Here is a 14,402-nt window from a genome sequence, read left to right on the forward strand (position 1 = left end):
GCAGAGGCTCAGCGGGCGGTGGCGAGCCTCTGGACGACCTCGTCGACCGAGACCGTGTCGCGCTCCCCCGTGGCACGGTCCCACAGCTCGAGCTGACCTTCGGCGGCCCCCCGTCCGACGATGACGATCTTCGGCACGCCGACGAGCTCGGCATCACCGAACTTCACACCGGGCGAGACCTTGGGGCGGTCGTCGTACAGCACGTCGAGACCCGCGGTCTCGAGTTGCGAGGAAAGGCTCTCGGCGACGTCGAACGCGATCTGATCACGACCGGCCGCGACGACCTGCACGTCGAACGGTGCGACGGAGGCCGGCCAGATGAGCCCCTTCTCGTCGTTGTTCAGCTCGGCGATGATCGCGAGGATGCGGGTCACACCGATGCCGTAGGAGCCCATCGTGACGGTGACGAGCTTGCCGTTCTCGTTGAGCACCTTGAGACCGAGGGCCTCGGCGTACTTGCGACCGAGCTGGAAGACGTGTCCGATCTCCATGCCGCGTGCGAGCTCGACCGGGCCCGAGCCGTCGGGTGCGGGATCGCCCGCGCGCACGTTCGCGATCTCCACGATGCCGTCGGCGGCGAAGTCACGCCCCGCGACGACGGAGTGCGCGTGCTTCTCGTCGATGTTCGCGCCGGTGATCCAGCTCGTGCCCTCGCTCACGCGCGGATCGACCAGGTAGCGGATGCCGGTCGCCGACTCCTCGCCGAGCACCGCACCGGTGGGCGACCAGGGGCCGATGTAGCCCTTCACGAGCAGCGGGTTGTTCTCGAAGTCGTCGGCGGTGGCCGTCTCGACCTCCGCGGGCGCGAAGGCGACCTCCGCGCGCTTCTCGTCGACTTCACGGTCGCCGGGGATGCCGACGACGACCAGCTCGCGCGTGCCGTCCAGGTGCGTGAGCGCGAGGACGACGTTCTTGAGCGTGTCCGCTGCGGTGTACTCGCCGTCGAGCGCGCGGTTGACGTGCGCGACCAGCGTCTCGATGGTCGGTGTGTCGGGAGAATCGAAGATCACCGGGGACGCGTCGGCGTCGTAGGCGATCGCGTCGGGAACCGCAGTGGTGAACGCCTCGACGTTGGCCGCGTATCCCCCGGCGCTGCGCACGAACGTGTCCTCGCCGACGGGCGTCGGGTGCAGGAACTCCTCGCTGCGGGATCCTCCCATCGCGCCGGCATCCGCCTGGACGATGACGTACTCGAGACCGAGTCGCTGGAAGATGCGCTCGTACGCGTCGCGCTGCGCCTGGTAGCTGACGTCCAGCCCCTCGTCGGAGGAGTCGAAGGAGTAGGCGTCCTTCATCGTGAACTCGCGTCCGCGGAGCAGCCCGGCCCGCGGGCGTGCCTCGTCGCGATACTTGTCCTGGATCTGGAAGATCGTGAGCGGGAGGTCCTTGTACGACGAGTACAGGTCCTTCACGAGCAGGGTGAACGCCTCTTCGTGCGTCGGGGCGAGGAGGTAGTCGCCGCCCTTGCGATCCTGCAGACGGAAGAGCAGGTCGCCGTACTCCTCCCAGCGCCCCGTCGCCTGGTAGGCCTCACGCGGCATGAGCGCGGGGAAATGCACCTCCTGCGCGCCGGCGGCTGCCATCTCCTCGCGGACGACGGTCTCGATCTTCGCCTTGACGCGCAGCCCCAGTGGCAGCCACGCGAAGATGCCGGCGGCCTGCGGACGGATGTATCCGGCCCGGATCAGCAGCTTGTGACTGGCGACCTCTGCGCCTGCAGGGTCTTCGCGGAGTGTGCGGAGGAAGAAGTTCGAAAGACGAGTGACCACGGAGCAAGTCTAGTGAGCCGCGGCCACTCGTCTTCGACGTCGTCAGTTGAGCGCCGGCAGGTTCGCCGGGACGACGCCGCCCGCGTAGAGGTCGGCTGCGAGCTCCTGCAGCGCCGTCAGGGCGACGCGCTGGGGAAGCGGACCGTAGGAGATGCGCGCGACGCCGAGCTTCTCGTACTCGGACGCGGCGAGCGCACCGGGGAGTCCGATCACGCTGACTTTGCGCTCCCCGATGCCCTCGACGAGCTGACGGGTGACGTTCATGTCGAGGATGCCGGGCACGAAGACGGCGGTCGCTCCGGCGTCGAGGTAGGCACGGCCGCGCTGGATCGCATCGGCGATGCTCTCCTGGACAGGACGGCCGCCGGCACGGACGAAGGCGTCGGTGCGGGCGTTGAGGGCGAAGGGAACTCCCTCGGCCTCGGCAGCCCTGACGATCGCCGCGACGGCGCTGACGGACTCGTCGAGCGGCTTGAGTCGGTCCTCGACGTTGGCGCCGACGACGCCGGCTCCGATCGCGAGGCGCGTGGTCTCCCCCGCGTCTCCGTATCCGTCGTCGAGATCCGCCGTGACGGGTACCTGGACGGCCGCGGCGATGCGACCGACCATGTCGATCATGATCTCGCGCGGGGTCGCGCCGTCGTCGTAGCCGAACGAGGCGGCGATGCCGTGTCCGGCGGTGGCGAGCGCCTTCGTCTCGGGGAGGGCGGCGACGGCCCGCGCGGAGACGACATCCCACACGTTCACGACGCGGAGGATCTCCGGGGCGTCATAGAGTCCGACGAGGGTCTGGGCTTTGGCTGCAGTGGTCATGACTCCACGCTAACGCGGGATCGCGTGGGTGGGGCGGGCACGACGCGCCCGCCGGAGTTCGCCCGCCTAGGGTGGAGCCATGCCTCAGCGCCGATCGCACGTCGCCCCTTCCGCCGCTCAGACCGAACTGGCATCGGCGCTCACCGCTCTGCGTGAGTCCGTGGACGCGCCGGTCGAGTTCGCCGACGAGGTCATCGCGGAGGCGGAGGCGTCGCGCGCGGCCGCTCCGGGACTCGACCTTCGCGACGTGCCCTTCGCGACCCTGGATCCGGACGGATCCCGTGACCTCGATCAGGCGTTCCATCTGGAGCGCGCGGGCACCGGCTACACCGTGCGATACGCGATCGCCGATGTTCCGGGCTTCGTCGTCCCCGGTGGAGCGGTGGATGCCGAGGCTCGGCGCCGCGGTCAGACGCTGTACGCCGCTGACGGCTCGATTCCTCTGCATCCGCGTGTCCTGAGCGAAGATCGTGCTTCGCTGCTCGCCGATGTCGACCGGCCGGCACTGGTGTGGACGTTCGATCTCGATGCCGAGGGCGTCGTCACGGAATTCCGGCTGGAGCGTGCGGTGATCCGCTCGCGCGCGCAGCTCGACTACGCCACGACACAGCGATCGCTCGATCGGGGCGAGGGCGGACCGGCCACGCTCCTCCCCGAGATCGGCGCTCTGCGGATGGAACAGGAGCGCCTGCGCGGAGGGGCGAGCCTGAACCTGCCGGACGAGGAGGTCGTGCGCGCAGAGGACGGCACCTACGCGATCGAGCGGCGCCGTCCGCTCCCCGTCGAGGAGTGGAACGCGCAGCTCTCGCTCATGACCGGGATGGCGGCGGCGTCCCTGATGCTCGACGCCGGGGTGGGGATCCTCCGCACGATGCCGGAGCCGGAGGACGCGGCCTTCGAGGCGTTCCGTCACCAGACCGAGGCTCTCGGCCGCCCGTGGACGACCGGGACGTACGGCGAGTATCTTCGCGGACTCGACCGCGCCGACCCGATGACCCTCCCCGTGCTCGAGGCGGCCGCGTCGCTCTTCCGCGGCGCGGGCTATCTGGTGTTCGACGGCGAGGCGCCGGAGGACGCCGTGCAGGCGGCCATCGCCGCCCCCTACGCCCACGCCACCGCTCCCCTGCGTCGGCTGGTCGATCGCTGGACCCTCGCGATCTGTCTCGCCGTTTCTCACGGCGATTCGATCCCCGAGTGGGTGCGCACGTCGCTCGCCGAGCTCCCCGCCCTCATGCAGGAGTCCGGTCAGCGCGCGTCCCGGCTGAATTCCGCCACGATCAACTGCGTGGAGGCCGCGCTGCTCACTCCGCTGGTCGGGACCACGGTCGAGGCGACCGTGATCGAGCTTCGAGGCGAGCGGGCGGCGGTGCAGATCGCCGAACCGGCGGTGACCGCGACTGCCCCCGTGCCCGCAGGAACGAAGCCGGGCGACATCGTGCGGATTCGCGTGGTCAGCACCGACATCGCCGAGGGCACGGTGGAGCTCGCCGTCTGAGCGGACCTTGAGGTGTGCCATCAAACTGGTACATAATGTGCCAAGACATTGACACACTATGGAGGCGATGATGGCTCTGCTCCTGCTCATACTCTGGGGACCGGTCCTGCTCGCCACCGGTATCGCCTTCGCGCTCCGACTGACTCTTCTGCGACGTGCGCCACGGATGGGGGCGCGGGATGCCGTCATCGCCGCCGTCGTGGGTGGCGTTCCCACCGTCATCGTCGTCGCCCCACGCGCGGGCACCTTCGGCATGGGCCCGGCGCTCTGGTGGGATCTCGGGCAGCAGGCGGCCCTCCCCCTGATCCTCGGCATCATCGGCATCGTCCTGCTGTCCTTGCCCGCACGATCCGCGCAGATGAGCGCATCGGCGCAGCTCACCCCGCGGACGGTCCGCACGTTCCTGCGCCTGAGGGGGCCGATCGTGCTCGCGCTGCTCGTCGCGCTCACCCTCACCCTCACGGTCGCCGCCGGTGCGGCCTCCGAGACCGACGACCTGGGACGGCACACCCTGTTCACGATCACGCTGGGAACGTCGGGCACTTCGGCGTCCACCGGGATCTACGGCTGGTACCACTCCCTCCCGTCGCTCGCTCTGCTCGCGGCACTCGTCGTCGTGGCCGTCCTCGCATGGCTCCGCATCCCCCGGCCGCCGTGGGGCGAGGACATCGCCCACGACACCGCCGTCCGCCGCACTCGTGCCGACAACATCTCGCGCCTCGCCTGCGGAGCCGTCCTTCTTCACCTCGCCGTCGTGCTCCACTCCCTCCGCGGCACGGCGTCGGTCATGCTGTCGGCGCCGGCGAACGATCTCGGCATGATCTCTCTGGGCACGCCCTTCGCCGCGATGGAGCCGGCCCTCTTCGTCGCGGCGACCGTGGCCACCGTCGCCGGGCTCGCGCTCTGGCTGCTCACCGCACTCAGCGGCATCCCGCTGGGGGCACGTCGGCAGGCGCCGGTGCCCACCTCATGATCATCACGATCAGCCGTGACACCGGCGAGTCCCCGTCGGAACAGGTCCACGGACAGCTCCGCGGTCTGATCACGACCGGCCACCTGCTGGCCGGCGACCGCCTTCCATCCGTTCGCCAACTGGCTTCGGACCTGGGGATCGCACCCGGAACCGTCGCCAAGGCGTATCGCCTCCTCGAGGAGGACGGTCTCGTGACGTCGCGGATCGGCTCCGGCACCCGCGTGAGCGATGCCGCACACCCGGTCGCCGGCGGTATCGCCGATGCGGCCCGTGTCCTCTCCGACACCGCGAAGCGGGAAGGACTCACCCTCGCAGATGCACAGCGGGTGCTCCGCGCGATCTGGTGACGGGGCGCCGGCGAACTCGAGCGCTCCATCGGTGCCCGACCTCCGACGGATACGCTGACGTGGTGGAACACGCCGCCATCGCCGAACGATTCATCGCCGCCGTCTACCCGCGAGCCGAGATCGCCGTCATCGCGGGGAGCACCGCCCGTGGAGAGCGCACCGCGACGAGCGATGTCGATCTGCTCCTGATCGGTGATTCCCTCTTCGACGTCGCGGCCCAGACGAGCGAGGCGGCGACGCACGAGTTCGAGGGCGAGATCTTCGAGGTGTTCGCCTACCGCCCTGAGGGCTTCGCCGAATGGGCGGATCGCGGCATCGAACAGCATCGTCCCGTCATCGTGCACATGCTCGTCGAGGGGATCCCGATCCGGAGCACCCCCTCATTGGAGTCGCTCCGTGAACAGTGGAGTGGGGTCCTCGACGCCGGGCCGTCACTCGACGCGGCGGAGTCGGCGTTCCGGCGCTACATGATCACCGATCTGCTCGACGACCTCCGGGACGCGACGGATGCGCTCGAACGGCGCGTGGTGTCCGCCACGCTGTTCGAGAGGATCGCGGAGCTGATGCTCCTCGCCGAGGGACGCTGGATCGCCGCCGGAAAGTGGCTTCCCCGTCGGCTGCGCGACCTGAGCCCCGAGCGCGCTGCTCTGCTGAGCACGCCGCTGCTCGCGGACGACCTGTCAGCCTTCGCGCAGCAGGTCGAGGCAGAACTGCGGCGTGCCGGCGGGCGGGTCCAGGCCGGGTTCGTGCGCTGAGATCAGGCTGCCGACGTCGCGGAGGTGGTCATCACCAGCAGCTGCGGATCGGTCAGATCCAGCGACACCGTGATCGATGCGAACTCGGAGACCGACTCCACATGGGTACCACCGCAGAGGATCACCGCATCGCCCTCGGGAAGCTCGCAGTGCCAGCGTCGCCGATCCACGATCGTCGGGCCCTCCGCCTCGATCCGACTGGAGGAACCTGCGGCGATCCACGCGGCGAGCTGGGTGTTGATCCGCTGCTCGCGCTCGACGAGCGTCGTCGCGAAGGTCTCGGTGTCGAACCCGGCCCTGCGCAGACTCTTGCCGAGGCGGTACTCGTCGACGGCGCCGTCCTCATGGATGCGGCTGGACTGGTTCGCGCGCCCCTCGAAGTCGGGGTTCCCGAGCGCGTCCTCGCCCGGCTCCTTGCGCCACAGGTCGGCGACGGCGAGATCCAGGGCCAGGGACGCGAGATGGCACGCCGTGTGCCCGCGGCTGAGTCCATCCCGCCGCGCGACGTCGACGGACAGGTTCACGCGAGAGCCCGCGGCCAACCATCCGGGTGCCGCTCCATCGAGGCGATGCCCGACGAGCCAGGTCCACCCCTCGGCGCCGCGCTTGACGGGGATGTCGCTCCCGACGGCGAACGCACCCTCGTCGGAGACCGCGGCCATCAGCGCCTCGGCCACCCGCACCGTGTCACCGCCTGCGGCGATCGTGCCGTCATCGCCGGGCTGGTCGGGCCAGGTGTGATCCACGGGGTGGAAGGGCGTGGCGTCGACGACGACGATGGTCCCGGCCGAGCCGCTCTCGACCCGGGTGACGAGGCCTTCTCCGGTGACAGCGCCACCGGAGAAGGTCACGATGGTGGGTGTGGGCATGGTGCTCCTCGGATTCGACGGTGGTGCGCTCGTCCCTCGGTACGGACCCTGTCCGCACCGATCAGTGCGACGGCGGGATGGTGAAGCTGGCGATCTTGTCGCCCTCGACGACGAAGATGCCGTCGGACTCGCCGTTGAAGACACGACTCGACCATCCGAAGCGGATGCGCGTGGTGTCCCCTGCGGTCTCAGCAGAGAGGACGGTCATCCGCGCACCGGCGCCGATCGCATCGCTGTCGGCCCAGCCGCGCACGCCGACGGGACCGGCCTTGACCGTTCCCCAGTCGCTGACGAAGCCGTCGGGAGTGAACGCGTCGACGAACGCCTCGGTGTCGGCGTCGTTGATCGCGTCGACCATCGCCTGAACGGTGGCGGGCAGGGTGAGTTCCGACATGTCGTCCTCCTCCGAGACTCAGACCGTGACGACCTGGGCGGTGCCGAGCGGAGCCTCAGGGCCCATGTCGGCGGCGATCCGGTTGGCCTCCTCGATCAGCGTCGCGACGATGTCCGCCTCGGGCACGGTCTTGATGACCTCGCCCTTCACGAAGATCTGTCCCTTGCCGTTGCCCGACGCGACGCCGAGGTCGGCCTCACGAGCCTCACCCGGTCCGTTCACGACGCAACCCATCACGGCGACCCGCAACGGGACGGTCATGTCCTTGAGACCTTCGGTGACGTTCTCGGCCAGCGTGTAGACGTCGACCTGGGCGCGACCGCACGACGGACACGAGACGATCTCGAGCTTGCGCTCCCGCAGGTTGAGCGACTGCAGGATCTGGTGCCCGACCTTGACCTCTTCGGCGGGCGGGGCGGAGAGCGAGACGCGGATCGTGTCGCCGATGCCCTCGCCGAGCAGGATGCCGAAGGCCGTGGCGCTCTTGATGGTGCCCTGGAACGCCGGTCCCGCCTCCGTCACCCCGAGGTGCAGGGGCCAGTCGCCTCGCTCCGCCAGCAGACGGTAGGCCTTGACCATCACGATGGGGTCGTTGTGCTTGACGGAGATCTTGAAGTCGTGGAAGTCGTGCTCCTCGAACAGCGACGCCTCCCAGACGGCGCTCTCGACCAGCGCCTCCGCCGTGGCCTTGCCGTGCTTGGTGAGGATGCGGCGATCCAACGATCCGGCGTTGACGCCGATGCGCAACGAGACGCCGGCGGCCTTGGCCGCCTCCGCGATCTTGCCGACGTTGCCGTCGAACTCGCGGATGTTGCCCGGGTTCACCCGGACCGCCCCGCAGCCCGCATCGATCGCGGTGTAGATGTAGCGCGGCTGGAAGTGGATGTCGGCGATGACCGGGATCTGGCTCTTCATGGCGATGATCTTCAGCGCGTCGGCGTCGTCCTGATGCGGCACCGCGACGCGCACGATCTCGCATCCCGACGCCGTGAGCTCGGCGATCTGCTGCAGCGTCCCGTTGATGTCGGTCGTCTTCGTCGTCGTCATCGACTGCACGCTGACGGGGGCGTCGCCGCCCACGAGCACCTTGCCCACCTTGATCTGGCGGGACTTGCGGCGCGGGGCGAGGACTTCGGGGATCTTCGGCATTCCGAGGTTCACTGCTGGCACGCCCCCAGCCTACGCCGCCAGGATGCGTGAGGGCTGGATGCCGGGCCTCGCGTCACGCGCCCGAAGCGACACCGCCGGTGTGGTAGTTTCGGCGCATGCTCGCGAACTTCACCTGGTGGCCCGCCTTCTAGGCGGTGTGTTCGCGTTCCCACGAATCCAGACCGCCTCCGGGGCGGTCTTTTCGTTGCGCCGAGCCGGAGCACTGCACAGGAGACATCCATGACCCTCTCACGCCTCGCCGAGCTCAGCACCGACCCGACGGCATCCTTCGTGCTGATCGCGCGCGACGGCGCGGACACCGTCGAGCTGCTCAGCGGCGACGTCGTCGACGTCGATCTGCTCGCGGACATTCCGCTGAGCATCGACGGCACGCCGCGCGAGGTCTTCGCGATGGTCCCCTATCGCCAAGTGCGCGAGCGCGGATTCGTCGCCCAGGACGACGGCGCCCCGCTGCGCTGCGTGATCGTCGACGAGCATCTCGACCTGCCCACGTCCGAGCTCCTCGCCGCGCTTCCCGGCGACCCGGTCCCCCTGCATGACGACGGATTCGACATCGCCGACGCGGAGTACGCCGCGATCGTCGAGAAGGTCATCGCCGAGGAGATCGGTCGCGGCGAAGGGGCGAACTTCGTCATCCGGCGTGACTTCACCGCGCGGATCGACGTCGATGACCGCACGGCCGCCCTCACGTGGTTCCGCGCGCTGCTCACGCACGAGCGCGGCGCCTACTGGACCTTCGCGGTCTTCACCCCCGGCCACATCGCCGTCGGCGCGAGCCCCGAGGCGCACGTGGTCGCCCGCGGAGGCGTCGTCACGATGAACCCGATCTCCGGAACCTTCCGCCATCCGGCCGGAGGCGCGACCAAGGAGACGCTGATCGACTTCCTCGCCTCTACCAAGGAGACCGAAGAGCTCTTCATGGTCGTGGACGAGGAGCTCAAAATGATGAGCGCGGTCTGCTCCGACGGCGGGCGGATCACCGGACCGCATCTGAAGGAGATGTCGCGGCTCACGCACACCGAGTACATGCTCCGCGGACGCAGCGCACTCGACCCCCGCGACATCCTCCGCGAGACGATGTTCGCCCCCACGGTCACCGGATCGCCCATGCAGAACGCCTGTGCGGTCATCCGGCGTCACGAGCAGAAGCCCCGCGGCTACTATTCCGGCGTCGCCGCCCTGTTCACCCCGAACGACGACGGCGGCCACGACCTCGATGCACCGATCCTCATCCGCACGGTCTACGTCCAGGACGGCACGCTCCGCGTTCCGGTCGGGGCGACCCTGGTCCGCCACTCCGACCCACAGGGAGAGGTGTCGGAGACGCACGGGAAGGCCGCAGGCGTACTCGGCGCGATCGGCGCGATCGACCGCGACCGCGTCGCCGAGGCGCGCAGCGATGCCGACGCTCCGGGCGAGGCACGCGCCCTCGCGAACGATCCGGCGATCGCCGACCTGCTGTCCTCCCGCAACGCGCGACTGGCCGAGTTCTGGCTCAACCCGCAGGGCGAGGAGTTCACCGGACCCTTCGCGGGTCGGACCGCGCTCGTCGTGGACGCGGAAGACCGGTTCACGACGATGCTCGCCCACCAGCTCCGTCATCTCGGCCTCGCGGTGACGATCGCCCCCTGGGATGAGGTGCAGGACGCGGAGCTCGACGCAGCCGATCTGGTGGTCGCCGGTCCTGGTCCCGGAGACCCCCGCGACACGACCACTCCCCGCATCGCCCGGATGCGCGAGGTCGTCGCCCGCCGCCTGGATGCGCAGGCGCCGCTGCTCGCGGTGTGCCTCAGCCATCAGATCCTCGCCGACCGGTTCGGCATCGCACTTACGCCGCTCGATGCCCCGCACCAGGGTCTGCAGAAGTCCGTGCCCGTGTTCGGGGAGGATGCCTCGATCGGCTTCTACAACACCTTCACCGCGCGGGTGGCGCCGGGGACCACGACTGCCGGAGCCGCGGAGATCTCCGCAGACCCGATCTCCGGCGACGTGTACGCCCTCCGCGGCAGGCACTTCGCCTCGGTGCAAGGGCATCTGGAGTCGATCCTGTCCCGCGACGGGATCCACACGCTCGAGCGCCTCGTCGCCCAGGCCCTCGCCTGAGACGGGGCGGGCGACCGGCGTTCAGAGGCCGAGATCGCCTCTGGACCGCAGCAGGCGGCGCTCCGCGTCGTTCTTCGTGCGCTCCCGAGCGTCGCGGACGGCGATGGACGATTCCTCGTCACGCCCGAGACGGTGCAGCAGATCGGCTCGCACCGCGTGCCACAGGTGGAATCTGTTCCAGCTCGTCATGGAGCAGGTCCACCTCTGTCAGCGCCGCCTCGACCTCGCCCGTCTCCGCGACCGCGACCGCCCGGTTGAGGCGGACCACCGGCGACGGGTCGTATCCGAGCAGCATGTCGTAGAGGACCACGATCTGCGGCCAGTCAGTGCGCGCGTACTCCGCGGCGTCGGCGTGGCACGCCGCTATCGCGGCCTGCAGCTGCCATCGCCCCGGTCGCCCCCGGGCTGCGGCGGCAGCGAGCGCACGGTGCGCATCGATCTGCAGCGCGGGGTCCCAGCGCGAGCGGTCCTGGTCCGCCAGGAGCACGATGTCTCCGCCGAACGAGCGCGCCGGCTCACGGCTGCGATGGAACTTCAGCAGCGCGACCAGGCCGAGCGCCTCCGGTTCGCCGGGGAGGGCCTGCGCGACCACGTCGGCGAGCCAGAGCGCATCCTCGGCGACATCGCGATCCGCCGCAGCGCCACCGCCCGCGACGAGGTGCGCCTCGTTGTACATCACCGAGATCACGGTGAGCACCAGGTCGAGACGCGGCGACCGTTCCCCTCCCGTCGGCACCCGCAGCGGGATCCCGGCTGCTCCGATCTTGCGCTTCGCCCTGACGATGCGCTGGCCGACCGCGATCGGCGTGCTCACCGTGGCCCTGGCGATCTGCTCGGTGGTGAGTCCGCATACCGCGCGCAGGGTGAGAGCGAGCTGCGCCGAAGCCGACAGGGCCGGGTGGCAGCACCCGAACAGCAGCGGGAGGCGCTCGTCGATGTCGCGCTCCGACGGCACCGGAGTCGCGGCGAGGAACTCGAGCTTCTGTCGATAGCGCTTGTCACGGCGGAGCCTGTCGAGCGCGTCGTGCCGGGCGGCGGTGGTGAGCCAGCCGCCCGGGTTCGGAGGAACGCCCGCCGTGCGCCACCGCACCAGCGCCTCGGCGACGGCCTCCGCCGCCGACTCCTCCGCGAGATCGAGGTTGCCGAGTGAGAGGGTGAGCGCCGCGACGATCCGTCCGGACTCCTCGCGGATCACCCGAGCGAGCACGCGATCGGATGCCGCGTCGGACGGCGACACGGCATCCGGGGCGTTCACTGTTCGAACTGGCTGTAGTCGGTCACGACGGGACGGACCTCCACGGAGGTGCCCTCGAGCTCCAGCATCGGCCAGCTCTTGGCGAGCGCGATCGCCTCATCGAGGTCGGCGACGTCGATGATGCTGAACCCGCCGACCGCCTCTCTGGCCTCGGTGAACGGGCCGTCGACGACGATGACGCCCTGCGCGCTGTGTCGCACCGTGGTCGCCGTCTCGACCGGCTGCAGTTCTGCTCCGCTGTCTTCGATCGCGTCGGCGTTGTCCTGGAACCACTGGTACACGCGCCCGTAGACGTCCTGCGCGACCTCCGGTGCGACGGCCGCGTCGTGCTCCGGGGTCGACGTGAACATGATGACGTACTTCATGAGGTTCGTCCTTTCGTCGTGAGAACCGTTTCACCCCCACAGCGAACGGGCAAGGACGATTTCGACACGTCAGCCGAGAATGCTCACCGGATTGAAGAGATCGGCGACCAGGAGCAGGGCACCCATCGCGATCAGGAGGACGGCGACGACCACCGTCAGCGGCACGAGCTTCGTCGCGTCGACGGGTGCAGGTGGAGGGCGGCGGAAGAGCTTGGCCCACGCGCGCTTCACGCCGTCCCAGAGCGCCACCACGATGTGACCGCCGTCGAGCGGGAGCAGCGGGATCAGGTTGAAGACGAACAGCGCGATGTTCAGCGACCCCAGCAGCCCGAGCACGTAGGCGAATCGGTTGAGGATCGGCGCATCGGTCGCGGCGGCCTCCCCGGCGAGACGCCCGACGCCCACGACGCTCAGGGGTCCGTTCGGATCCCGCTCGCCACCGGTCACGAGCGAGACGCCCACGTCCCACAGACGCACGGGGAGCGTGACGATCAGCGAGGCGACGCGACCGACGCTGTCGGCGGCCATCTGCGGACCGGCCGTGAGGGGCTGCTGCACGTAGCCCATCTGCGCCCCCATGCCCACGTACCCGACCTCCTTGACGACCGGCTCGCCGTCGTCGTCGAGGACCGGCTGTCCGCCGGCATCCGTGATCGTGCGCTCCGCGGCGATCGGGGTGATGCTCAACGTCTTCTCCGCGCCGTCGCGGAGCACGACCATGTCGAGCGTCTCCCCCGGCGACGCCTGCACGATCGCCGTCGCCTCGGCGAAGGTCGACACCGGCCGGCCGTCGACGGAGACGATCACATCGAGCGGCTCGATGCCGGCTTCCGCGGCCGGCGATGGCGGATCGTCGGGAGCGCACTCGGTCGCGGTGGACCCGGCGGGCACCACGCACTCTGTGACCGAGGCGATCGTCGTGGTGCCCTGCTGCAACCCGATGCCGGACAGGAGCACCGTGAAGATCACGACGGCGAGGAGCAGATTCATCACCGGACCGCCGAGCATGACGACGACGCGCTTCCAGACGGGCAGCTGGTAGAACACCCGGTCTTCCGCGCCTTCGGCGATGGTCTCGTCGTTGGCGGAGCGGGCGTCCTGGATCAGCGAACGGAAGACACCGGATGCGGCACGTGTGCTTCGCGACGGCGGGTACATCCCCGACATCGAGATGAAACCACCCAGGGGGAGCAACTTGAATCCGTACTCGGTCTCGCCGATGCGCTTCGACCACAGCCGCGGTCCGAAGCCGATCATGTACTGGCCGACACGCACGCCGAAGAGCTTGGCGGGGACGAGATGGCCGACCTCGTGCAGGCCGATCGAGACCCCGAGGCCGATCAGCATGACGAGGATGCCGGCCAGATAGAGCAGGAATTCCACGTGCCAACGCTAGTGCCCCCAGCTAGGAATCCGCCCGGCCCCCTCCGCGGGGCTAGGCTGTGGGCGTGAATGCCCGGCAGCTGCGTCTCGTGCGTGCTGCCGCCATCTCCTCCGCCGCGACGCTGATCGCCGCGATCTCGCACACGTGGGGAGGCGGATCCGCGCCCCACCCGCTGCTGGTCATCGCCGTCGCAACCCTGCTCACGCCGCTGTCCGCACTGCTCGTCGGCGTGCACCGCTCCCGCATCCGCGTCGCCGTCGCCGTGTGCCTCGGGCAGACCGTCTTCCACGTGCTCTTCCAGGTGCTGGGCGCGCCGACGGGCGCCACCTCGATCACGGGCGGCGGACACGTCCACCACATCGACCTCGCGCTTCTCGGCACCGCCTCGGCCCTGCCGGCACCGAGCACGATGATGCTGTTCGCACACGCCGTCGCGGCGGTGCTGACCACGCTCCTGGTGTGGCACGGAGAATCGGTCGTGCGGGCCGTCGCGGTGTGGGTCGAGGCGTTGTTCCGGCAGGTCGTCGCGCTCGCGCCCGCCGCGCACCGGCGACCGCCCCGTCTTCGCTCGACCACCGTGTTCTCGTTCGACGCCGCCGTCGCCGCCGCCGTGCCGCGACGCGGTCCTCCTGCGCTCGTCCGCGACTGAGCCGTCGCATCCGAGCCCACCGCCCTTCGCAGGCGGCATCACCCTTCGCGGAGCCGCGCCG

The 14,402-nt window shown here is 69.8% G+C and carries 14 protein-coding genes; 6 read left to right on the forward strand and 8 right to left on the reverse strand.

What is annotated here, in order from left to right; translation table 11 throughout:
• Positions 1-8: 8 nt before the first annotated feature.
• Both CQ042_RS01630 and CQ042_RS01635 read right to left on the reverse strand, forming a co-directional pair.
• Positions 9-1,769: a proline--tRNA ligase gene (locus CQ042_RS01630; RefSeq protein WP_105668478.1), complete on the reverse strand. Its 1,761-nt coding sequence runs from the start codon at positions 1,767-1,769 to the stop codon at positions 9-11.
• Positions 1,770-1,811: 42 nt separating this feature from the next.
• Entirely contained in the window at positions 1,812-2,582 is a 771-nt protein-coding gene (locus CQ042_RS01635; RefSeq protein ID WP_105668479.1) for an isocitrate lyase/phosphoenolpyruvate mutase family protein, read from the reverse strand.
• 79 nt (positions 2,583-2,661) lie between these two features.
• Between CQ042_RS01635 and CQ042_RS01640 the strand changes: the two genes are divergently transcribed.
• The 4 genes from CQ042_RS01640 to CQ042_RS01655 all read left to right on the forward strand — a co-directional run bounded on the left by CQ042_RS01640 (position 2,662) and on the right by CQ042_RS01655 (position 6,152).
• A complete protein-coding gene (locus CQ042_RS01640) occupies positions 2,662-4,077 on the forward strand; it encodes an RNB domain-containing ribonuclease (RefSeq protein ID WP_105668480.1) in 1,416 nt (471 codons plus the stop codon).
• A gap of 67 nt (positions 4,078-4,144) precedes the next feature.
• Positions 4,145-5,050: a hypothetical protein gene (locus tag CQ042_RS01645; protein WP_105668481.1), complete on the forward strand. Its 906-nt coding sequence runs from the start codon at positions 4,145-4,147 to the stop codon at positions 5,048-5,050.
• Positions 5,047-5,397, forward strand: coding sequence for a GntR family transcriptional regulator (locus CQ042_RS01650; RefSeq protein WP_105668482.1), 351 nt, complete (start codon positions 5,047-5,049; stop codon positions 5,395-5,397). Before CQ042_RS01645 ends, CQ042_RS01650 begins: the two co-directional genes overlap by 4 nt.
• Positions 5,398-5,459: 62 nt before the next feature.
• Complete coding sequence (locus CQ042_RS01655) at positions 5,460-6,152, forward strand: nucleotidyltransferase domain-containing protein (RefSeq protein ID WP_146115329.1); 693 nt, start codon at positions 5,460-5,462, stop codon at positions 6,150-6,152.
• A gap of 2 nt (positions 6,153-6,154) precedes the next feature.
• On the opposite strand, the gene CQ042_RS01660 is transcribed toward CQ042_RS01655, so the two are convergent.
• The 3 genes from CQ042_RS01660 to ispG all read right to left on the reverse strand — a co-directional run bounded on the left by CQ042_RS01660 (position 6,155) and on the right by ispG (position 8,585).
• Complete coding sequence (locus tag CQ042_RS01660) at positions 6,155-7,021, reverse strand: hypothetical protein (protein ID WP_105668484.1); 867 nt, start codon at positions 7,019-7,021, stop codon at positions 6,155-6,157.
• Positions 7,022-7,082: 61 nt separating this feature from the next.
• Positions 7,083-7,415 (reverse strand): hypothetical protein, encoded by a 333-nt coding sequence (locus CQ042_RS01665; protein ID WP_105668485.1) that lies wholly within the window; start codon positions 7,413-7,415, stop codon positions 7,083-7,085.
• Positions 7,416-7,433: 18 nt separating this feature from the next.
• On the reverse strand, positions 7,434-8,585 hold the full coding sequence (gene ispG / locus CQ042_RS01670; RefSeq protein ID WP_181157395.1) for a flavodoxin-dependent (E)-4-hydroxy-3-methylbut-2-enyl-diphosphate synthase: 1,152 nt from the start codon (positions 8,583-8,585) through the stop codon (positions 7,434-7,436).
• Between the two features lie 219 nt (positions 8,586-8,804).
• Between ispG and CQ042_RS01675 the strand changes: the two genes are divergently transcribed.
• The gene (locus tag CQ042_RS01675) at positions 8,805-10,688 is read left to right on the forward strand and encodes an anthranilate synthase family protein (protein ID WP_105668487.1); all 1,884 of its coding nucleotides are present in this window, start codon (positions 8,805-8,807) and stop codon (positions 10,686-10,688) included.
• Between the two features lie 118 nt (positions 10,689-10,806).
• Here CQ042_RS01675 and CQ042_RS01680 read toward each other — a convergent pair whose 3' ends face one another.
• From CQ042_RS01680 to CQ042_RS01690, 3 genes are all read right to left on the reverse strand, one after another.
• Complete coding sequence (locus tag CQ042_RS01680; protein ID WP_258131924.1) at positions 10,807-11,943, reverse strand: RNA polymerase sigma factor; 1,137 nt, start codon at positions 11,941-11,943, stop codon at positions 10,807-10,809.
• Positions 11,940-12,308 (reverse strand): YciI family protein, encoded by a 369-nt coding sequence (locus CQ042_RS01685; RefSeq protein ID WP_105668488.1) that lies wholly within the window; start codon positions 12,306-12,308, stop codon positions 11,940-11,942. Before CQ042_RS01685 ends, CQ042_RS01680 begins: the two co-directional genes overlap by 4 nt.
• Positions 12,309-12,377: 69 nt before the next feature.
• Complete coding sequence (locus tag CQ042_RS01690) at positions 12,378-13,691, reverse strand: RIP metalloprotease (protein ID WP_105668489.1); 1,314 nt, start codon at positions 13,689-13,691, stop codon at positions 12,378-12,380.
• A 65-nt stretch (positions 13,692-13,756) separates the two neighbouring features.
• On the opposite strand from CQ042_RS01690, the gene CQ042_RS01695 reads away from it, so the two are divergent.
• Positions 13,757-14,341 (forward strand): hypothetical protein, encoded by a 585-nt coding sequence (locus CQ042_RS01695; RefSeq protein ID WP_105668638.1) that lies wholly within the window; start codon positions 13,757-13,759, stop codon positions 14,339-14,341.
• Positions 14,342-14,402 lie beyond the last annotated feature (61 nt).

It is taken from the genome of Microbacterium sp. MYb62 (assembly GCF_002979475.1).
GTDB lineage: Bacteria > Actinomycetota > Actinomycetes > Actinomycetales > Microbacteriaceae > Microbacterium.